The following is a 20,652-nucleotide window of genomic DNA, read 5'->3' as shown; positions in this document are numbered from 1 at the left end:
CCAGTGGCATATTAGTTGAAGGTCATCTTACACGCTGTAACCATCTGTTTTCTGATAGCATCAACGTTGTAACCAAGATGAGTCCCTACAATTTCGAATACTTCAGATTCAATCCATTCGAACTGGCGCTCAAATGTAGGGTTTACGATAACCCAACCTGATGTATCCCTTAATGTTAACTTGTTATTTACGACAAGTTTTTCAAACAAATTAATTGTTGATTTAAATGCTTTAGAATAGACATCCATTATATCCCGATCAGTCCATTTTACTGCCAGTTTATTTTCTGCCAATAAATAGTCACGGTCGAAAAAGATATCCCATCCCATATCTTCCTTACAATCATGCAAAATAATCTCTTTATCCTGATGATATTGAGATAATTTAACATTTTCACTTTCAAAACTGTGCGTGTATTCATACAAGCTTTTTTTAAGCTCTGACCTAAACTCAATAGCATCTATACCATGAGTGGCACATGTAAGCTCAAATGACTGCGACATATACCAACGTGTTTCTGCTTCAAGAAGCGGATTCACTTTGATATTTCCGAATTCATCAGTTGTATAGAGTGATTTTGTAAAGACAAGATATTTAACGTTTTCCAACGACTCTTCCATTGCGACGACGTATAACTGATATACATCTTCAGGAGCCCAGTCGATAACCAGACCACCTAATTCTGCATTGTATTCTTCTAAAGTGAAGAGATAATCAGTTTCAGAAGCAAAACTAATTCCATGCAGAATTTGATTGTTGAGTAATTTGGAACAATGACCTAGCAATGCAACATCATCCGACACATGAGGCACCAGTTCCGGGCCAGAATGTTTTTCTTCTGATTGCATGCTTTGCTTTTGGGCTATTGCATTATTTATATATTCAAGCGGAGACTCAACTATGGGTATTATTTCATTTTCCTCTTCTTCAAAATCGAATATAGAGAAAAAATCCATTTGTTTACCAATAAATGATGTCGAGCTAATTTTTTGTTTCATGGGGCCTCCAAAGGGAGATCTCCCATGAAGGGATTTCTCCCCTTTAGGGTGGTTTAAATGTCAGATCTGTCTAAAGCTACTTTGCCCAAAACCCTTGGGGGGTTTAGGTATGTGAGCTAACTTACTTGTTGCAACGACTCTCATGTAGTCAAGAGGGTGCTCTCTCCCTTCCAACGTGACAATATCCACAACAAGATAACCGGAGACCATTAACTCATCACCTTGATTTATACCAGTGAAACAGCCTGAATACATTTCTGGTGACACTTTGATTTGAATAGAAAATTCTCTCTCAGCGATTTCACCATTAATTTCAGTCTTCATTCTGTTTTTGAGCTTTATTAATAACCCAACGTTACCGTCAGTCATTTCTTTCTCCATTGCACTGATAACTATCCCGGACACTTTAACTTCATTAACATATTCAAGATGTGACATTTCTTCTCTCCTCATTTTAATCAAAGAGAAGCCCTGTCAGGGTTCCCCCTTAACAGGATTAAATAAATTTATTTACAATGAACATCAATGACATCATGCCAAGAACAGCAAAACAAAACGTCTGACCAAAAGGTCTTGGTTCTTTAGCTGTTTTAGCGCTATTGACTTGAGTCAAAAGTTCATCAATTGTTAACTGCCGTTTTTCTGCCTTCATTTTGTCATCTAAATATTGCGCTTCTCGTTTTGTGAGAAATTCAATTTTAGATTTGATAGCATGGTCCCAGCCTTTGGAATCGAAAACGCTCAATTCACTAAAGGTATGTAGCATGAGTTCATCAGGAAAACCTAATTCTTTCATTAAGGGACGGACGGCTGCATACAATGCATCTACAGTTTCATAATGTGCCTTTGTCACTTCATTAAAGCGATTACGCAATGCTAATTTATCGCGCTTCACAATAATTTCAGAAACCCAGGCAATCAACTGATCATTTTTTAACTCTCTGGATTTATCGAGTGAATAATCTAGGTCATCCACATCAAGGAATGTGTTCAACCCATACTTTTCAAACTCTTCATTTAAAAACTTATCCAGTTCAGCTAAAGTTTTAAACATGGGAATTGCAGGTGCTTCTTTGAGTAGCTTATAAGCCTTCTCAAAGTCAATTGGATTGACATGAATTTGCTGCATTTCTACATGATAATAAGTTGAAAAAGCTGAAAGCTTTTGGGCCAGCATAGAAACCGATTTTAAAGAGTTCAGTTCAATTATAGTTGGTCCGTCTTCATTCAAAATAACAATAAGGTCATTATCATGCCCTGAGTAAATAATCAGAGATTCCAATAACTTCTTGTTAACTGCCTTGTCCATATCCGGAATCAGATCGGCGAAGGCCAGAAGAAGGGCTTTACTGCGTGCTTTGCTTTTAGACATTTGGGGTCACCTATATATAGTAAGAAGGAAGGAATAATGGAATATTCCAACACAAAGGCAAAGCCTGTCATTCATCTCCCGTAAGCTATGAACCGCCTGATTTATACTTTCTGGCATTAGAAGTACGCAACGAAAATAGCTCAATCAAGAGCTAAATTAGTTACGATTTGGTAAATTCGGTTTGCCTTTTTACGGGCATAGGAAAGGCACCAGCGACAAAGGTGACATTTTGCCGGTGGTGCCTTGCAGCTTAAGTAAGCTGGCCGCTTTTCACGGCTGAATCCGCGCTTAATGCGCAAAGTAACTTTTGTCAGTTACTTGAAATGTGGGAGCGATAATACAAAGCTCAATATTCTTATACAACATAGAGTCATTATTGTAAATACTGATTGGAAAATTCTTCTGTTAAATTTGATTCTATTCTCATATTCGCTGCCTCTTTCAATTTTTCTTCGGCGCATTCGCTTAAAAAGAAGGACGGATCACCGTACCACATTACATGCAGCTGTTGTTCTGCTCGTGTAAATCCTACAAATAGAAGTCTTCTCTCTTCTTCAATCGCTTCCTGCCCCACTGATCTCTTGCTTGGGATCTGGTCAGCATTGCAACTCATAATAATGACTTTTTTCCATTCTAGCCCCTTCGAACCATGCAATGTCGATAAAACTACTTTATCCGGCGTATATTCCTCATCCTTCTTTTTAGGCCCCAAACACATCGCCGCAGCTCGATTTATCATGTTTTGCCAGCCATTTTTCTCAGCCCATTGCTTACAGGTATCTAACGCAATTCGTGTCAGTGAAGGTGAACCTTTCTGAGTCCTCATTTTTATTGATGACAATTCCATCCATTTAATCAGATTTGCGAAGCGCTTTTCGATTTCAACTTTATCCCGAGTCTCCTGTGTAAACCGGGTGAAGTTTGAGTGAAGTGTTCTTGTTTCCAGGGAACTTGCATCTGGGATGCTCAGTTCACCAAAAGTTACTTTTCTCCCTTTCATGCTAAATGCTGTTTGATCCAAAACTTCTTCATTTTCACCGAAAAGCGCCAGCACCCTCTTCATTAATCGAACATCGTTGGACTGCCGAAAGAAAGCCATCAGATGCAGTACGTCGCTCGTCTCTTTCTCATCCCAAAAGGACTTGCCTCCATAACGAAGAACCGGCTGCTCTATGAGGCTTTCAAGCTGATCAAGATGTGCATTACCTCTGCTAAGGATTGCCCAGCCATTTGGGTCTTGGTTAATTAGATTGAGGATGCCTTGAATCTGTTCATCCATATCAACATATGAGCGGAAATTAACTTTTCCACCACCACTTTTAGCTGAACGCAGATCCTTAACGTATCTGTAAACATTTTTTTCAATCAATGCCCCTGCAACCTTAAGAATTTCTGGTTCACACCTGAAACAGGTATTTAGATAAAATATGTTTGGCCTGAATTGTTTTTCAAATTGCTGGAATATTTTTACCCCGCCGGAGGCCCTGAAAGAATAGATTGCCTGATCATCATCCCCTACGATGCTCGTGTTAACACCACCCCTTGTATGTAGTGCGATCCAGGCATACTGAATCGAGTCGGTGTCTTGCACCTCATCTACAACTAAATGCGTCAAATTTAGTGGCTGCATTTTTCCTGAGTGCATCTGGCCCACGACAAAACGTGAGAGTGCATTTAAGTCAGCTACGTGGTCTTTCTGACATATTGCCTGGTATGTGTTGAACAAGTGGATTTGTTGACGCGTATGGCGAACTGAAATGATGTCTGTATCCATTTCCCTTCCAATCGCATCAATAGCAAATTCAGCTTCCGGGTAACGGAAAGGCGCGCCTGACTCCTTTAACGCACGATGAATTACAGAACGCTGTGCCGAGCTAATCAGCATCTTGCCCTTCCAGTTGACCATGTCCAGTTGCATCCGGATAAAGCCGTGGAAAGTATTTACCAGCACCCTATCCTGGTCTTTTTTACTTAACCGACTTTTCAGCTTTTCAGCCAATGAATTTGTTGCAGCGCGAGTAAATGTGACCATTCCAACCTTGGCATATGGGAACTGCCTGAGGATTGAGATCACAGCCTCGATCATCGTAAATGACTTCCCAGACCCTGGTGCTGCAATAACCATATTATTTGCGTTTGCATTTTCAATGATGACCCTTTGCTCATCTGTTGGTTTACCCATAAAAGCCTCTGAATATTTAGTCCCACTGATTATACGATTTAATTTAGAGGGATTTTTCTTTACAAGGCTGGTTTTTGTTCGCTTCACATTTTTTCATTTTTTCTGCATTTTGGTTGTTTGAGAAACTGACGAGTATGAAATAATGCTTCTAGACAAAAAAATCATTCAAAGAAGGGTCTCAAATGAAAACTAAACGTTTTGTATCTCTGGTTTCTGCTTTTGTTGCCAGTGCATCGCTGGTTGGTTGTGCCCGGGATGCTGGTAAAACCCCGAATTCTGCACAGCACAGCGACACTCATGGGCTCTACTGGCATGCTAATTCTAAAGACTCGGTAGCCAAAAATGCTTACTCTTTGGCCGGTTTTGACGTTACTTTTAATGAAGAAACAGTCCAGCCGGGTGGCGATGCAGATAACTTGCTTTCCAAACTGCTAATTAGTGGCTCTATGGGCTATGTTACAGGAGGGCTCAGTGGATTAAGTATTATGAGTTTGGGATCAATGTACAGCTCCTCTGACGCTGAATATATCCAGGTTAACCAATACGTCGTCTTTGTCCCGAACCCTAAAAAACTTCCTTATAACGATGAAAGCTTAGTACGTGCCGGTGCTGCATATGTTTATAATCACACCAAAGAGTCACAGGTGGCACTCGGGTTCAATCCTTCGAAGCAAAGTGCGGCTCTGGCTTCATGCAAGATTGATATGGCAGTGATGAATAAATGGAGTACCTGCGACCTCCCTTCAAAGCCAGCTGCCGACGTAATGCCGACTAAGTCCATGTACAGCTTCCAGGTTATTCGCCCAGCGTCTGGATCTGAAATCCCTCAACTTAATCTACCTGCCGGTGATTATTCAGTAGTTCGTTACGTATTCATTCCATTTAAAGGCAATGAATCTAGTACTAACTTCTCAGGTATTATTTTCCGTTCTGACAGTCCAAAATTCACTACCCCAGGTGGCGTTGCTGCATCTATTAACGGTAAAGATTATTATCTTTTCGCAGGAGAATATGGTCAGAAGGGTTTCCCTGAAAAAACTCTTAAAGCAAAATAAAAATAAAGGGGCTTTACAGCCCCTACATTTAGTATTTTGGTAATTCCTTCCCAGTAATTGGGTCTACATAAGTTGACCCAACTTCACAAATCGCGGGCCGTGGTAGATAGCTACAGTCCACATTCTCCTCTTTAATTGCCTGATTATTTTCCTGTCTAGCTTTTATCATATTATCCTCACCACCCATTGATTCTTTCGTTCTTTGGGATGGAAGTTGGTAATTTTCATTTTTAAATGGCAAATTTTCTGTTATCGATGACTCGGAGAATGTAGCGTACTGATCAGGAACTTCTCCGACCTGGACGGCATCGTTAATCCATTCAGTTAAATCGATCTTATCAAAATCTAATCTCTGTATTTGACTAATTGATAATCCAACGCAACTCGAAGCAACCGGATCTATTCCAAGTTGAGGATACGCCTGCTGCATAATCACGCGAGATAACATTGAATTGTAGCAGCACATGTCTGTTGCTTTTTTAACACACTTCTTTGTAAATCCCATATTGAGATATTTAACACAGCGTTCAGTATCCAGTGTGAAACAGGATTTCTGATTTTTATGAATAGACGCTTCCATTTCTTTTTGATCACAGGCCACAAGCATTTCAAGCAACATTTTTGTTATTTGATATGCGGTATAAATCCAGCCAATGACATTTAATGCAAGCATAAAGTTTTGAATTGCTGCTGAAAAGACTACTTCGCCACCCGTTGTCGCTACATTTTTAAAAACGAAGTCCCTTACTGTATCGGGAAGCAAGTCATATGCTTTTTCCATGGCCATCTTCTTAAGGGTACCAAGCCCGAAAGAGCTCATTGTCTCCTTAGCAAGTTGACCACTTCCACCAGCAGTGGATGAACCTACTGTTCGCCCAAGGTTACCGGCCACATTTTCGTAGACGCTGGTTAGCGAACTGGTGACATTGTTCCACATCTGACCAACAGTTTTACCTGCCGATGCTGTCCATTCACCAACCGAGTTAGCCATTGAAGCCCAGGTTCCACTCTCCCCACCGGTCCAGCTTACCAGCTGAGCATTCACTCGTGTCCAGTTCGTGTTTCGGATCATCGACCCAGCCAGCATAATCGCCTCTAGTGAGCCAGCGGTACCCTGTGGCTGTTCGCAGCAATCTGTTTTGGCCAGCCCGTTCACAAAACCAACGGACCTGCCGCACCATTCTGCTTTCCCCTCAAAGACGGAGCAGGAATTAGGGTCGTTGGGATCTTCGCATTTTGCCTCACCCTGCATGTACTGAACCATGTTTGAGTACGCGGCCACTTTCCCAAAATCATTGTTTTCCTCTTTTGGGCCGGTTTCGCATGTTCCACCAGAACATGGGATCATACCTACACAGGCGTTAGTCTGTGACTCTACCTCTCTGACGACGTCCTTACCTCTGTCACACGTATATTTCTGCTCATACATGTAGCATGTATTTGTGCCTTCATCGAACCAACCTTCTGCACAAGTCTGTGTATCGAGCACACACGCAGCATCATTTTTATATGTGCCGCAAGCGTCAGGCATATTTTTAATGTCGTCGTAGTTGTAGCAGAGGTCTTTTCCTGCGGCGTCTTTCATGATGTTTCCCTTCGCATCATATGAGCACAGCTTTTCCTTCGCCAGGGGATCACAGAAGTAACCTTCAAGGTTTGTTTTCCAGGTTAAGAACCCGGTATCGCCTTTATAAAGCGGTGTGGCCATTTTAAGCACAGTTTCCGGGAGCCGCTTTGTACCGACATCCATGTTCACAAACCGGTCAAACCGACAGAATGAATTCGGCGTTTGTACTGCATCAAAACAACCTGCGGGTTCCTGTATATGTTTATCCTCCAGCTTCATATTTTCAAAAGTCAGCTCAACTTCAAAATAGCCTTCCCCACCGCCACCTACCCAAACGCGTGACGCCATTGTCACTTCACGGTCCACCTCCTGATATACAGAGTTTCTTACCTGGTCGGTAATATCGTAGACTTTGTCAAGCTTCCATGATTTTTTCAGCTCCCATGGCCCTTGTGGTGATGGATAATTGCTACTTCTATATTCTCCATCTATGTGAGCAAAAATCTGCGTTCCATCAAGCGTGACCCTCATATGATCATCCCACTCTGCATTAATTATTTTCGCAGTTGCAAGCTTTGCATCAGGATGAAATTTTAAGGTTAATGAGTTGTCATATACTCCATCGTTCCAATAGTTGTCGTCTCTTCTGCCGAACCAGACCCTCACACAATTATCCCCGCACATAGACATATCACCATTACCACCTGAGATATAAACAGGTACGGAAAAATCACGAGTTATTGTGCAACTATTAAAGTTATCTTTCTTGGGTGAGTTGCAGTAAAACTCTTTATAATCTGGATAGTGTGTAGTAATAGTTTGTTTTTTTGTTTCCGTATTGCAACTCTGTAGCCAGTTGCCTGTACCGGCTACAGCATTACCAATTTCATTTCGGCCAGCATTGAACATAGGGTCGTTAGGTTTAATATTAGATGCTGGGTTGTCTTTATTTGCATTCACCAGTGTACGGTAGGCAACCCCATCGTAACTCTGCGCTTCAAACAGCTGACTTTTTCGATTTTTGATGTCATTGATGAATCCATCCTCATCTCCATACCGGCCACCGGAATTAAACTGAATATCACTGTGCTTCTGCTCTGAGCTGAATAGCTCTCCTGTACTGGTTTTGGTTCCTGCCGTTGTATTCGTGTTGTTACTTATACCAATGTTACCGCTACTGTCTCTGGAAAGTAACTTTGCCCCCTCTTTCGTATAATTAGAGTTGATCGTACCGCCCGTCATGCTCGGTAACTGTACGGTCTTACCGATCGACTTGCCGTCAGATGCAGCATTACTCATAACACTTTCGTTTGAGTTCAGCGCCCCGTACTTCCCAACGTCTAAGTTTATTGAATCTGCTTTACCTACATATTTATCTGATATTTTTCCGCTCAGGTTTTCCCCGGAATCAGCATTCTTGTACTTCTCTACAATATCCTGAGCACTTGTTGTTGCATTTCGATTTGCGTTGGGGTTCGCAAGGTCAAAATTGTTTTCCAACTGATCAAATATCGCATCAGCTGCGTATATTTTTGGTGTCATAACCATGTTAATGAGCGAAACGTAAAATGCCCAACTCATAGTATTTGCGAGCATAGACGCAATAATTGTTGAAGCAATTAATTTCCTAGTTTTCATATTAAAAGCCTCCTGCAATTAAGCGCCGGGATTAAAACGCACGCAACAGTCATTATATCTCCATAGCATATAGACATAATTATCTATGCCTATTTTCTTTCGTCCACCTTTCAGCGTTGACCAATCATGTACGGAGTCACCAAGCCTATGGCAGCAATCAGGCCCTTTAGCTTCTGGCGTTGGGTAAAGCATTGAAAGTCTATATTGTGAACGAGGAGTGAAGTATTCCCATGTTTTCTCACACATTGCATCTGCTCCCATTGTTCTCATTAGCATTCCTTGCCGATGTAACTTAGTTAGTAGTCGTTGTGTAATAAGGGAACTGGTTCTGACGGCATCATCATTCGCATAGACGTGCCCTGTAAGCGGGTACAAGTTACCATCACAACCGGCACAAAAATAGGCAGCCAAATTATCCTTTCCGGCAGTCACTGCCACGCAGTCAGCAGCACATACCATTGAGGCAATAGGGTTTGCAAATACCACAGCTTCGGGGTTCAGCACGAGCGTCAACAGATCACTTTCCCACATTGGATCAACTTCGCTGATATACGTCAGACTGGCATCAATATAAGGTTCTGCTGTACATTCACCGATTATCAGCAATTTCAACATTGTCATGATCGGGAATTCCCAGAGATGTACGTCGTAGAATCCGGCTTCTGTAGCAGTCATAGGCTGGTTAGTATTGCTCTTGCCAATATCGAACTGTGATTTTTGCAACATGGTTCCCTCCAAAAATGGGCTGCACCATGGGCTTTTCACTACTTCTACGATTTTAACTGGCTGGAAAAAACTTAACTGCCATCCGATTTCTGGTATCCCATTTTGGTCTGTGCAATAGCAGCCGGGGCGTGAGGGTGCGGCACCTTCAGGTGCCGCACCAATTCCCATGATCCGCATCGGGAAGATGCAACTCCAGCAGATATTTTTGATTAGTCCCTGCCACACACCAGCTGACTGGCACATTGCTCCCGGGACGCCGGTATCTGCGGCCATGGTCATTGCAGGCAGGGAAAATGACAGCATGACAGCAACCAAAATTTCCAAAAGTAACTTTTTTAGCTTCTTCACCGGCACGCTCACTATTTAGTAATGAATGTTGTCACGCTTTCCATATACGTAACCACTTTGTTGAAATACTCTCTCATCAGGTCCGGGTAATTCAGAGTCAGCCATGTGGCCAGCAGCGCCCCTAAAATAAATCCGATCTTCATATCAGTTCTCCTCTGCCGAGATTTTTTCTCCAACACCACGTATTTCAGCTTCACTGAATTGCGTTATCCGGAATTTATCTTTTTCAGTTGAAATCAACACTGGAGTGTTTTTAATCTGGAAGCGGGAAATAATTTGCTCATTGACTTTGAATACTTTCCCGTTAAATTTCTCGCGCAGATCATTCAGATGGTCCCAACCATTTTCCTGTTTAATTCGCGTAAACATCGGCATAACCTGTCCGCTGCCAAGAAGTTGGCGATATTGCTTCTCAGCCCAATCAAGCTGCCCCGGATTCAATGGGTCAAAAATTATCATGGTGAGGTTCTGCGGGAACCTGCTCAGCGGGTTAATCAGCTCGCCCGCAGAAGCAATGACGCGGCCCTGCTTATCTTTCACGTCCTGAGTGACCCTGATAGTCGGGTCAATTAACCATTCCTTGTGCTCCTGAGCCGGAGGCAGATTAACCATGAATTGGTTCTTCCATGTGTCTGCAACAGCTCGCTTCTTGGCGCCCTCCCAGTCATACTTTTGTGCTCGCTCTTCGAGCTCTTTAATAATGCTTTTCTCTTCGACCGGATAGGTCGTACCAGCATTAGGTAAAATATCCTGATCGGGATTTCTGGCCAGTTCTCGCTGGAAGAAATCAACGTTAAACGAACCGACCATTTTAGCGAATCGGGATTCCTCACGGGAGATAATTGTCGGGACCTGCGTGACCTGGTACTGGTCAAACGCATCAGGGTCAATCGTAATCAGTGGAGAGTCAAACTTCCCCTTCACCACCAACTGATTGATTGCAGCCTGAGTCTCCGGAAGACGCGTCGTGCCTTTCTTCAGACCATTAAAAACCACTCTCGCCTTATTTTGTGACGCGGTACGGAGTAGATCTTCTAGGACGTAATCAGGCAGGCTAAATGACGCAAAGATAGTGATACCGTTTTCTGTCGAAAGCACCTCTTCCCGTCTGCTATCTATTTTTCGTTCGAAGTCAGCGGCGGTGATCCCTGAGGTACCAAACATTTTTTCGATATTCGTCGACTGGCTGCGCATTACTTCTGGTTTATTTTCGACAGACTTCAGTGCTGAGTCGTTCAGCTGAATATTTCCCTGAATTTCATCACGTCTGCGAATAATGTCATTAACTGCTTCAGAATTATTATTCTGAGCGCGTATAGCCTGAGTATGATCGATAACCGCCTGCACACTGTCAGCATTCATACCCGGTACATAGCCCCGATTCGTTGGCTGACTGATGTCCCTGTTTTGCTTCAAAGCTTCAGCCTGGCGGACGTACTTCTGGACATCCGGAGAATCCAGAGAGCCTGACGAGAGCGGGCCTTCTGCTGTTTCCGGCGGCGTTGACTGAGCGCCCAATACTTGAGCTTGCCTAGCAATGTCGTCAGCAACCTGTTGATACTGGGGGCTAGCCGTAGCGGTGGACATCAAGGCGTAAAACGCCAGGCAGGTGGCCAGAGGCTTAATCGTTGTTTTTAATTCAATAGATCGCATATGTTTTCCCAATAACTGAAGTCAACTTAACCGGCCCCCAAAATCGTGAGTCCCATGAGTGATCCGTTTGGCCAATTAAAAAAACTTCTCCTTTCGGAATAGTTAATTCTCTTTCAATAGACTCAGCAGGTATGTTGTATTTCATTGAAATACGTCTGGCATTAGCTTTATAAAACTTGCTCCCGTTATAAACGCCATCCATTGTGACTCTTAGGCGATCTCCGCCTACCCCCGCCACAATTTTAATAACCTTCTCATTTTCACGTATAAATCGGACTGATTTTGGCATATGAAATGCAATGATGTTTCCTGCCTTGACAGATTTATCCTTCAAGTCAATCATGTAAAAATCAGCAGGTAAACAACCATTTAATAGCCCATGTCCAAATGTAAATCGAGTAAAGAAGATGGCCAGTACCAGTATCAGAATTGCCAAATTGATCGGCACGTACCAATCAAAACTCAGTAACCCACGCTTCTTAGGTATGTATTCGCTCATAACCTGCTTCTCTCAGATACCGGAACCAAAGGACTAATTTTTACATTACCTTAATACCTATTATCCATGTTTTGGACCGTCATTATTTCTACAAAGCCAGTTATTTCTGATAATTTACGCCCCTCTTTTTCTTTCATTATTGCCATTGATTGGTGATTCATGAGACTTGTATCACCGTTCATGCAAAGTAACTTTTCCGACGAAATCAATTCAAAAGACCAAAGACAAAAAGCCGGGACATTACTGTCCCGGCTTCTATTTCAGTACATAAATTTGTCTTACTGCGATGTACCAGTTGTTTCTACAGCCTTTGATTTTTCCTCATCTGGGCCATATACGACCGTGCGCTGTGTTGCTGAATCTCCACTATCATCATATGCGACTACACGGATATCTTGCTTCCCACGATTAAGATTTTTCGATAGTGTCGCAGTGCTGCCAAAAACATTCCTTAGTTCATCATTGATATACCATTCATAACGAACCAGTTTGCCATCAGTATCGACACATTTATTTGTGAAACTCCAGCTCATATTGGATTCTGTATGGCTTAGCACACATTGCGGAGCGGCGTTTTTTACAACATCAAAATCTACTGATGCTGTACCACGCTGTCCCATTTTACTGACAACATCCAGCGTGATTTCATATTTTTTCTCAGTAAGACCGGGAATTCCCTGAGCCCAATAGTTTTTACTACCCTGGACAACCTCTCCATTTACTTTATACGTCACCGTATCAATACTGTCAGCAGAGTGCGCCAGTTTAATATTAGATCTTAGTGTGACATCAAGAGGAGCCCTCATGAACTTATTAGAGAATTTTGGGGTCATTTCAACAGTCATCGGAGTTTGCTCATCGACGACGAAGGTATTTTCAATACGCTGTTCGTTATTACGGTTATCGCGGAAAACGATCATCAACGTATATTTACCCGGCTTCGCAATTGCAAACTCTTTCGTATCTCCTTCATCTTTTGAAATGGAGATATTTTCCTTATCGTAGATCCACTCCCGTGAATAAGTTACTCCCGGATAGTCACCGTCTTTTATTCCGGTCAGGGCGACGTGTAAGGTCGACGGGGCCATAGTGTATTTTAGCTTCGTACTGACTTTCATTTCAGGGAACTTATACACCCAGGACTTAATCGATACTTTCCGCGTGGAAATGGTACTTTCCTTGCTGTCAGCGAGCCATGCACTGTATGTAAATGCCGCATAGCCTTGCTTATCCAGCATCTCCTCTGTCAGCGTCATCGACAACTTAGGCCCTCTGATTTTCTGTCCGTCAGGGGCAGTCCATTCTTCAATGACGTCATTTCCGTTCTGGTACCGACTGTTCGGGTTGGAGTATTTACCATCTAAAGTAACTTTACTTCCCACCTCTACCTTTGAAATGCTGCTCACTGAAACGGAAAGGCGCTTGGGTTTAGCGACCGTTAACCGCGCAGACGTCTCTTTCCAGGAGGACTCTTCAGCCAGGTCGTCTGAATCCAGATAGCGCATCCGGGCGTAGATAGTTGGCGGAAGCTTCTCAGCGGCAGTCACGGTATAGGTAGTGTCACCCGCGACCCAATTAATTTTATCTTCCGACCACATTACTTCAGCCGTACCCTGCGGAATCGGCTCATCATTATCCAGCAACGAGACTGGTAAATCATCGCCTTCAAGAATTTCCGCAACATCAATACTTAGCTTAGGCTGTTTGTACGTTACAACTGTCAGCACGTCGCTATAAGACACTTTTGACGTAAACTTGTTGGTCATCTTGGCCCTGTAGAGCCACTTACCGACGTCAGTTTTTCTGATTGAAATACTTCTCTTCCCAGTCATGTCCGAAAGCATCGTCCATGTCTGCCCATTGTCTGACGACTCCTGCCACTCGGTAGGAGCAAGCGCATCAGAGTTAGCTGTGCTGGCCGATTTGAAGTTCACAAGCGTACTGAGCGGGATACGGCCGATAATCAGGCTCTTTGAGAGATTACCCTCCAGCTCTTCACCCTTATACACACGTATGCCGACCGCACTTGTTTCCCGGGTCAATTCAAAATCAGCGAAAGGCGAACGGACTTTAGCTATCCCGACAAGACGCATGTTCCCAAGGTCCATATTCTCGATTTTGATTTTTGTTTCGACTACCCCGGCATCATTCACCGGCAATGCCTCGGTTAATGGGGTACGTTCATACGTCGTTTTAAAACGGCCTGTTTCTGGATCTTTACCATAGATACTTTTCTGAGCGTAAATGGTTACATCCCAGTCACCCATTGTCGTCCGGCTAAATGAGCTTTTGCGAGTTGAATTGTTATAGCGCCCAACTGACACCTTCAACGGTAATTCCATTGTAGTAGCCGTCTTTTTGTCTTCGACTTCCATCGTAGCCCGAATGCTGAAGTCGGGGACCGTATACACGTTAAGTGTATCGGCGGTCCGCATTGTCGGGTCCTTCGAGTACTCTACAGCAATGTCGAATACATTTTTCGTCCACAGTGGGGCTGCGGCTACTTTCAGACGCTGAACGAATGTAGTTGCATCGTTGTTTGATGAACGGTTTTTAAACGTCGTTTTTGTGTTCTCACCCCCGTTTTGCGAAACATAGACTGTCACATCAGCAGGTACCACTTTTGCCAAGAGGCGAGCAGCTTCCCCACCTGTCGTGTACGCTAGTGCAGTGTTAGGGTTGATCCCAGTTACCAACTTATTTTTCTTGTAAGTAAGGATTGGGTTATATGGCAGTTGAGTTGTCAATACGCGGCGGTATTTGGCCGACACAGCTTTAGAGCCTCTACCGTTTATCATATAGACTTGGTAATCGAGCAGGTTTTCGCCAGTTTTATTGAAGAACCCCGTAAGTCCTGGCGTCCTGCCTTTAAAGTAAAATTCAAGCCCGTCCGGTACATTGTTCCACTGAGGGTAACAGGCAGTGATATCAGATTTGCCGCCATACCACTCAAGATAAGCCTGCGCGTTCTCTTCCGTAGTAAAGAGAGTGCATTTATCACCGGCTGTCTGACTCATCAGATCGGTATATTGCCGAACGCGAGAATACAAGGTGACGTCTTTTTCTAAGTTTTTAAGCGCAAACCCTGTCGGTTGATACGTGAAAGTGGTATTGAATGTCACAATCTTGCCATACAGGTTTTCCGCCACGACTGTGATTTCGTGGTCAGCATTCACATCTAGATCATCCCCCACCGGCAGATAATAAATGCCTTTGTAGTTCGTTGGGGTGAGTTCAACAACTTTGTTATCGATAGTAACGGCTTTAATATCCGCAACCCCGGCCTGCCCCTGGAATGCGGCAACAATAATTTCATTTAAGAAATAAACAGGTGCTCGTTTTGCCAGCGCTGCCCCATCCTTAAGTACCATGAGTGTGGGGTTATCAGAAAGCATCAGTTTGCTTTCGGGCTCATTGTACGTAGACGTATTCTTGCTAGTATTCTCTATAGTGAACGTGGCGGCATAAGAGCCATTCGTCAGGTCTGTTAAGTCAAAGATATACAGATACTCATCGCCGACCTTCTGGGGTCCGCTCACGGGCTGGAGGGTACGCCGTATCGGTGTTACCCAGGATTGCTTAAAGTCGATAACCGTACCGTCATCCAAAGTTACTTTTGTTGTCGGCTTGAAAACCCCGTCCGGCACCATCGTCAGCGTCATAGCTGTTGGTAGCCACCACTCGCCTTCAGTCTCTTCCTGGGGCACTTTGACGGCTACAGCTACCGTTTTAGCGCCGGTATAGATTTGCTGACCGCCAATACTGATAGTTTTAGCTTCATCAGTGAAATTCCAGAGAGTATGGTCAACAACAGGAGGACGGTAGTCCCAGGTCAGCGTAAGCTTTTGCGCTTCAGGAGGGGCAAAGTAATTATTTTTCGAATTAGCGGTGACAGTTATTTCCCGTGAACCTATCAATAAATCCGAATCACTTACTTTAATACTTCCTACATCGATCGTGCAACTGGTCCCACCAATAGGGACTTCACAGGCAGAACCCGATCCGATAGAAATATATTGCACAAAATTGCGGGGTTCTACTGAGACGGCAAAACTCCTGATCACTTCATCCTTAATATAAGATTTAAGTGTGTAACCCTCTTGAACCAGCCCATTCATAGACGACTTTAGGCCGGTGATCGTCGGTTTAACCGGTACGAGAGCATTAACTGTATACTCCCCTTTCACTACTTCTACTTTTTGCCTTTCTGTACCGGAAAAATAGGAAATTTTGTAAGGGAGTTTTAGGTCTCCTGAGCTGTTTGGAATCCCGGTTAACGTGAACCCGTTAGCAGTAAATCCAGAGCTATTTGGAAGCCACTCAAAGAAGCAGACAAGATTATCCACCGTTGATGTCGCACGATCATCAACCGTCACATTACATGCGGTTCCAGAGCCTGAGGCAGTAATTATATTATTGTTTACGAATGCAACAAAATCGCCCGGGCCGGGATTAAACGTGACGGCAGGCATATCAGCCTGGAGTTTTCCGGAAATCATAATTGCCTCGGCATGTACCGACTTAATCGAGGCAATTAAAGAAAACAACAGGGTTAAACATAAACCTGATTTTCTCATGACGAACACCTGTTTTTTTTACGCAGAATTAAAATTACTCTACGATAAAAAAATCTGAAATCTTGTTCGTTAAGAGGAAAAAAAATATTAATTTTTTGCTAAAAATTGAAGATTTTTAACTCACTGACAGCTTTTCGACTCCGAAAGGCGCAGAGCAGTTATTATCGATTCTGAGGATACCCATGGCATCTTAAGCGTCAAGAATCCAAGCAAAAAAAGTCCTGTTGAAACACAATCCATTTGCGTTACGGGAAGATTATAATTTATGGGTTTAAATGAACCCCTTTCGACCGGAACAATGCCTGACGTGACTAACAAGCCCCCACGGTCATTTGGGCCGATAGTGATATTTTTGTAAGCCTGGTGTGTGCGATGCGTGGTTTTTCTCTTTTCAATTTTAAGTGTAGGTTTAATTCTCAGGAAGACAGAAGCCAGCGCCATGGCTTCGTTTTGGGATAGTTTCATGAGAATACTTCCCTCTGAATTCCACCCATATTCTCTATTGTCAGCCGGAGGGGCGAATTGGAGAGTAAGGTAATATTTTTCAGCCTCGCTTATGAAGGCTGAATTATCAGCAGACCGACTTATGTCGACGTTCACTTCAAATGCCATCGCCACTGACTGGCTGAAGACCCTAGCCCGTAGAGCCTTCGTTCCAATAGCTTCCAGTTCTTTCATTGCTATGCTCTCTTCTTAAAGAACCATATACCGGAGATGACTTCATTATCCTGGATGCGTATCAAATCCGAAATAACAAAACCACCTTTTCCTTCCGAAATTATCATGGTGTAAGAGCTCGTATGCACAAGCCGAGCATTTTTGATTGGTAACCCAGCACACTTAACAGAAATTTCATCAGGCGAAACTTTTTCAACAAAAGTAACTTTTGATGCAACACCATTGATATGTATGTTTCCGTTATCTGCAATTTTAACGTTTAACGAAGGTGTGGATTCTTTATCACAGGGTTGGAAAACAGACGTGGCTTTAAGAACTTTGCCAGTAAAATCGTACAAGTCGGGCTCCGCCGGTCTTGCGTTGAAAAGCGAGTAAGCCCCCGCAATTGTTAAACCGAGCACTACAAGAGGTAATAGTTTCTTGTAATTAACTTTCATCCTCCAGTTCCTCTCCAATCAGGTGTAAAGCACTCACGCACATAAGCCTAAGCTGATACAGCAAATTGTCGGCGGTGATACCACCAACAAATGTCACTGTACGGCGTATCGATACACCACCAGGCTCGCATTGAATATGGCCAATACCCGCATCGCGAAGAAAATCATTCTCGGCGCTTACGAGGTCTGCTTCCGCAGGTGGAATGACCACTTCGATGAGTATTGTATCAATTGGAGCCCATTCCCAGTCGTACTTAAGGGAGGAAATTGGAGCGATAGAAACATGAAATTCATCAATATTAAAAATTACAGGTTTTTTGCCCGTTGATTCAGGCTGAATGAAGGGATTCTCGACCAGGACAACTGGGAATTCAGAAATAGACAGAACTTCGATTAACTGATCTCGACGTAAACCATGTATTAGTGAGTTGCGTGATAACATTCAGTCAGCCTTCATTATAATAATCAAACAGTTACACATGATGCCGTTAGTTTCTTTATGCTCATCCAGATTGCACGGCAGAAACTCTTAGGATCATAGGGTGCTAGGGTAACAAAAAAACCTAACTTGACCAGTAAAGCATAGAGATTTTTTACATAAAATAATAAATAAGTACCAATTTTAGTAAGATATTTCTTACTTCAACCAATACTTTAGGACAAATCTGTACCCGTTTTAACACCTGTTCTTAAATCGTGCAAACGAACAACCATAAACAGGAGCTAAACCACCTTTTTTTTAGTAGTATACATAACTAAAATTAGGTTTCATAAAACAAACTGGTTAGACCTGAAACAACCAAAGAGGTTCATAATGAGTTTTTGAGTTGGATCTATAATTCTACGAAATTATTTAACTTGCTATGCAGCATTGAGTGTTCCATTAACTACATGTAACCGGTTCACCATCCAACCTCATCTACTAATAATATACCAACAAAAAAGCCAGCTGGTAAGCTGACTTTTTTGAGAGATTACAAATTTTAATCAATTGATACTTCTATATTTACTTTGCAAGATTTGCGAGGTTTGCATTTGCCCTTTTCTTCTGCTTTGTTGTCACACCCTGCACTTGCGCTTGTTCACTGAGCGCCATGGTTTCGGTTTGAGCTAAGTTAACGTCCGGAGAACCATGATTAGTTTTTAGAACTGAATCATTCTGATTTGCGATCGCAACAGGCGGCAAGGTCTCTACAGTCACAGGCATGGAGTTTTTGGCCAGTTCTGTAGACATTAATTCCAACCGCTGTTCCTTTGCTGTCTCAGGCTTTACTGCATCACTGACATCAGTTTGACAATTAGTTGAAAATACAGCAGCAGGATTCTTGCAATTATTAATCTTTAAAATTAAATCGTTGAATTTCGAATCAAGCATAAGACTTATTTGTTCTTTCAACTGTTCATTACTTAAATCACTCTTTTTAAATTCATCATTAAAAAACCGATTTAGATCAGCAGCCGTTAATCTCTCATTCAGTCCATTAATAAAACTTGATAGCTCGGGGAAGAGGTTATTTAGCACTAACCCCGTAGTGATTGCAGACCTTATTATGGAAAGCTGTTCGCCACGATGTGTTAAGTCACTTTTTTTTAGAAAATTATAGGCATACGGAGATTGCCTTTCCGATAACCAAAACGCGCTAATCTGGATGCGATCGTTTTCCTTCTCAGTTTTTTTTGTCATACCCCCCCCCCTTTACAAAACCATCATCACGCAAAAACAGTATCTGCAATAGCCAGTGAGAGAGCGAATTGCGGATTATCTACCATGATGATTTTCGATTTATCAAAATGTTCACGCACTGCCGGTTCAATCAGGTAAGAACCCCCACCGACTAGGAATACATTGTGCGGACGTTCTTCCACCTGAGTGACTGCTTTGATCACTTTTTCTTGAAGTTGCGCTACGGCACTATTTACGGCTTGGAAGACACCATCAAGATCATCGGAAGAAACCTTTAGTGAGGCTTTGTTATCACGATTGTCGACCAAGTGTTGAATATACGCGTAGCTTGCGTTCAGCTTTGAAGAATCCAGATAACGACGGACTTCATCATATACGATAGAACAACCAATACGGTCAAAACCCTTGACTCGGGAGATCTGTTCCAGCTGACCAGTAATGCTTGCTACATCAAGTGTTGTCCCACCTAAATCGATAACCAGGCTTGATTCAAAAGATTCAATTAACTCAATTTCATCTGCACGAGTTACCGCCGGAAGTGACTCAGGAAACACGGTAACTGAAACAACATTAAATGAAACACGCTTACCATCAATATAACGTTCAACCGGCTTCATCAGGTTGTCTTTTTTCCGTTGGATGTTTTCGTCATTGGTTTCACCCAAAGCGGTATAAAACTGACTAAGTGGCAATGTTACATAGAGATGAACATCCTGCGGCTCTAAACCAGAGGAATGAAGAGCATGGTGAACATTCAGACGACTGATCTCATCGTACTGATGCGCAACGTCGGTAGTTTCAAGGGCATTACTAGATTCACTGTGATGAGAGAATCGTTGAAGGCCATCAATAAGGTAATTAAACGGAATAAGCCCGTCATGGCTTACCCGGAAATCTGCAACGAAACTATTTTGAGTCAATAAGGGAACAAGGTCACCTTGATTGTTAACACAAACCAGTTTTGCCGCTTTACTACCATCATCAATAACAACTTTAAGTGTCTCTAATTCAGTAGAGTTTGATTCAGCTACAGCCAGTTTTGTTTTTACTAATTCAGTCATGCAGAACCCCTCGAATTGGTTTAATTAACCCACCACTTTTGATATGGGATTTATACACTAATGGTTGCTTTAGGTCAACAAAAACGAGGCAAGAAACACACGTAAGTTATTGTTAAAAAAGAATCCTTCGTTTTTAAAAATTGTCTTGCTCTACTTTATGTACACTTGATAAAAACA

At 42.7% G+C, this 20,652-nt stretch carries 16 protein-coding genes; 1 reads left to right on the top strand and 15 read right to left on the bottom strand.

Features of this window, described 5'->3' with window-relative positions; translation table 11 throughout:
- Positions 1-11 precede the first annotated feature (11 nt).
- The 4 genes from C3F35_RS25175 to trhI all read right to left on the bottom strand — a co-directional run bounded on the left by C3F35_RS25175 (position 12) and on the right by trhI (position 4,552).
- Complete coding sequence (locus tag C3F35_RS25175) at positions 12-998, bottom strand: hypothetical protein (protein WP_022652172.1); 987 nt, start codon at positions 996-998, stop codon at positions 12-14.
- A 60-nt stretch (positions 999-1,058) separates the two neighbouring features.
- The gene (locus tag C3F35_RS25170; RefSeq protein WP_022652171.1) at positions 1,059-1,436 is read right to left on the bottom strand and encodes a hypothetical protein; all 378 of its coding nucleotides are present in this window, start codon (positions 1,434-1,436) and stop codon (positions 1,059-1,061) included.
- Between the two features lie 58 nt (positions 1,437-1,494).
- On the bottom strand, positions 1,495-2,370 hold the full coding sequence (locus C3F35_RS25165; protein ID WP_015063128.1) for a hypothetical protein: 876 nt from the start codon (positions 2,368-2,370) through the stop codon (positions 1,495-1,497).
- A 373-nt stretch (positions 2,371-2,743) separates the two neighbouring features.
- A complete protein-coding gene (trhI, locus tag C3F35_RS25160) occupies positions 2,744-4,552 on the bottom strand; it encodes an IncHI-type conjugal transfer helicase TrhI (RefSeq protein WP_015063127.1) in 1,809 nt (602 codons plus the stop codon).
- Between the two features lie 182 nt (positions 4,553-4,734).
- Between trhI and C3F35_RS25155 the strand changes: the two genes are divergently transcribed.
- On the top strand, positions 4,735-5,607 hold the full coding sequence (locus C3F35_RS25155; protein ID WP_015063126.1) for a hypothetical protein: 873 nt from the start codon (positions 4,735-4,737) through the stop codon (positions 5,605-5,607).
- Between the two features lie 28 nt (positions 5,608-5,635).
- Here the strand turns inward: C3F35_RS25155 and trhN are convergent, their stop codons facing one another.
- The 11 genes from trhN to parM form a co-directional block, all read right to left on the bottom strand.
- A complete protein-coding gene (gene trhN / locus C3F35_RS25150) occupies positions 5,636-8,812 on the bottom strand; it encodes an IncHI-type conjugal transfer protein TrhN (protein WP_015063125.1) in 3,177 nt (1,058 codons plus the stop codon).
- An 18-nt stretch (positions 8,813-8,830) separates the two neighbouring features.
- Positions 8,831-9,886 carry an IncHI-type conjugal transfer protein TrhU gene (gene trhU, locus C3F35_RS25145; RefSeq protein WP_022652170.1) on the bottom strand — a complete coding sequence of 352 codons (1,056 nt, stop codon included), beginning with the start codon at positions 9,884-9,886 and terminating at the stop codon, positions 8,831-8,833.
- Between the two features lie 11 nt (positions 9,887-9,897).
- On the bottom strand, positions 9,898-10,029 hold the full coding sequence (locus tag C3F35_RS27290) for a hypothetical protein (protein ID WP_022652169.1): 132 nt from the start codon (positions 10,027-10,029) through the stop codon (positions 9,898-9,900).
- Position 10,030: 1 nt separating this feature from the next.
- Entirely contained in the window at positions 10,031-11,539 is a 1,509-nt protein-coding gene (gene trhW / locus C3F35_RS25140; RefSeq protein WP_015063123.1) for an IncHI-type conjugal transfer protein TrhW, read from the bottom strand.
- Entirely contained in the window at positions 11,526-12,038 is a 513-nt protein-coding gene (gene trhF / locus C3F35_RS25135; protein WP_015063122.1) for an IncHI-type conjugal transfer protein TrhF, read from the bottom strand. Before trhF ends, trhW begins: the two co-directional genes overlap by 14 nt.
- 278 nt (positions 12,039-12,316) lie before the next feature.
- Positions 12,317-16,615 (bottom strand): IncHI-type conjugal transfer protein RSP, encoded by a 4,299-nt coding sequence (gene rsp / locus C3F35_RS25130; protein WP_040113304.1) that lies wholly within the window; start codon positions 16,613-16,615, stop codon positions 12,317-12,319.
- Positions 16,616-16,735: 120 nt separating this feature from the next.
- Positions 16,736-17,293, bottom strand: coding sequence for a hypothetical protein (locus C3F35_RS25125; protein ID WP_022652167.1), 558 nt, complete (start codon positions 17,291-17,293; stop codon positions 16,736-16,738).
- Positions 17,294-17,295: 2 nt separating this feature from the next.
- Entirely contained in the window at positions 17,296-17,730 is a 435-nt protein-coding gene (locus C3F35_RS25120; RefSeq protein WP_022652166.1) for a hypothetical protein, read from the bottom strand.
- Positions 17,720-18,172 (bottom strand): hypothetical protein, encoded by a 453-nt coding sequence (locus C3F35_RS25115; protein ID WP_015063118.1) that lies wholly within the window; start codon positions 18,170-18,172, stop codon positions 17,720-17,722. Before C3F35_RS25115 ends, C3F35_RS25120 begins: the two co-directional genes overlap by 11 nt.
- A 564-nt stretch (positions 18,173-18,736) precedes the next feature.
- Positions 18,737-19,414: a hypothetical protein gene (locus tag C3F35_RS25110; RefSeq protein ID WP_015063117.1), complete on the bottom strand. Its 678-nt coding sequence runs from the start codon at positions 19,412-19,414 to the stop codon at positions 18,737-18,739.
- A gap of 26 nt (positions 19,415-19,440) precedes the next feature.
- Positions 19,441-20,475, bottom strand: coding sequence for a plasmid segregation protein ParM domain-containing protein (parM, locus tag C3F35_RS25105; protein ID WP_015063116.1), 1,035 nt, complete (start codon positions 20,473-20,475; stop codon positions 19,441-19,443).
- Positions 20,476-20,652 lie beyond the last annotated feature (177 nt).

The organism is Leclercia sp. LSNIH3 (assembly GCF_002935105.1).
In the GTDB taxonomy this organism is placed as follows: Bacteria; Pseudomonadota; Gammaproteobacteria; order Enterobacterales; family Enterobacteriaceae; genus Enterobacter; species Enterobacter adecarboxylatus.
This window is presented reverse-complemented; position numbering and strand designations above follow the sequence as displayed.

What these genes read in the sequence shown, in the direction of transcription:
- C3F35_RS25175 (WP_022652172.1), bottom strand. Translation starts at nt 998, where the DNA reads ATGAAACAAAAAATTAGCTCGACATCATTTATTGGTAAACAAATGGAT.
- C3F35_RS25170 (WP_022652171.1), bottom strand. Translation starts at nt 1,436, where the DNA reads ATGTCACATCTTGAATATGTTAATGAAGTTAAAGTGTCCGGGATAGTT.
- C3F35_RS25165 (WP_015063128.1), bottom strand. Translation starts at nt 2,370, where the DNA reads ATGTCTAAAAGCAAAGCACGCAGTAAAGCCCTTCTTCTGGCCTTCGCC.
- trhI (WP_015063127.1), bottom strand. Translation starts at nt 4,552, where the DNA reads ATGGGTAAACCAACAGATGAGCAAAGGGTCATCATTGAAAATGCAAAC.
- C3F35_RS25155 (WP_015063126.1), top strand. Translation starts at nt 4,735, where the DNA reads ATGAAAACTAAACGTTTTGTATCTCTGGTTTCTGCTTTTGTTGCCAGT.
- trhN (WP_015063125.1), bottom strand. Translation starts at nt 8,812, where the DNA reads ATGAAAACTAGGAAATTAATTGCTTCAACAATTATTGCGTCTATGCTC.
- C3F35_RS27290 (WP_022652169.1), bottom strand. Translation starts at nt 10,029, where the DNA reads ATGAAGATCGGATTTATTTTAGGGGCGCTGCTGGCCACATGGCTGACT.
- trhW (WP_015063123.1), bottom strand. Translation starts at nt 11,539, where the DNA reads ATGCGATCTATTGAATTAAAAACAACGATTAAGCCTCTGGCCACCTGC.
- trhF (WP_015063122.1), bottom strand. Translation starts at nt 12,038, where the DNA reads ATGAGCGAATACATACCTAAGAAGCGTGGGTTACTGAGTTTTGATTGG.
- rsp (WP_040113304.1), bottom strand. Translation starts at nt 16,615, where the DNA reads ATGAGAAAATCAGGTTTATGTTTAACCCTGTTGTTTTCTTTAATTGCC.
- C3F35_RS25125 (WP_022652167.1), bottom strand. Translation starts at nt 17,293, where the DNA reads ATGAAAGAACTGGAAGCTATTGGAACGAAGGCTCTACGGGCTAGGGTC.
- C3F35_RS25120 (WP_022652166.1), bottom strand. Translation starts at nt 17,730, where the DNA reads ATGAAAGTTAATTACAAGAAACTATTACCTCTTGTAGTGCTCGGTTTA.
- C3F35_RS25115 (WP_015063118.1), bottom strand. Translation starts at nt 18,172, where the DNA reads ATGTTATCACGCAACTCACTAATACATGGTTTACGTCGAGATCAGTTA.
- C3F35_RS25110 (WP_015063117.1), bottom strand. Translation starts at nt 19,414, where the DNA reads ATGACAAAAAAAACTGAGAAGGAAAACGATCGCATCCAGATTAGCGCG.
- parM (WP_015063116.1), bottom strand. Translation starts at nt 20,475, where the DNA reads ATGACTGAATTAGTAAAAACAAAACTGGCTGTAGCTGAATCAAACTCT.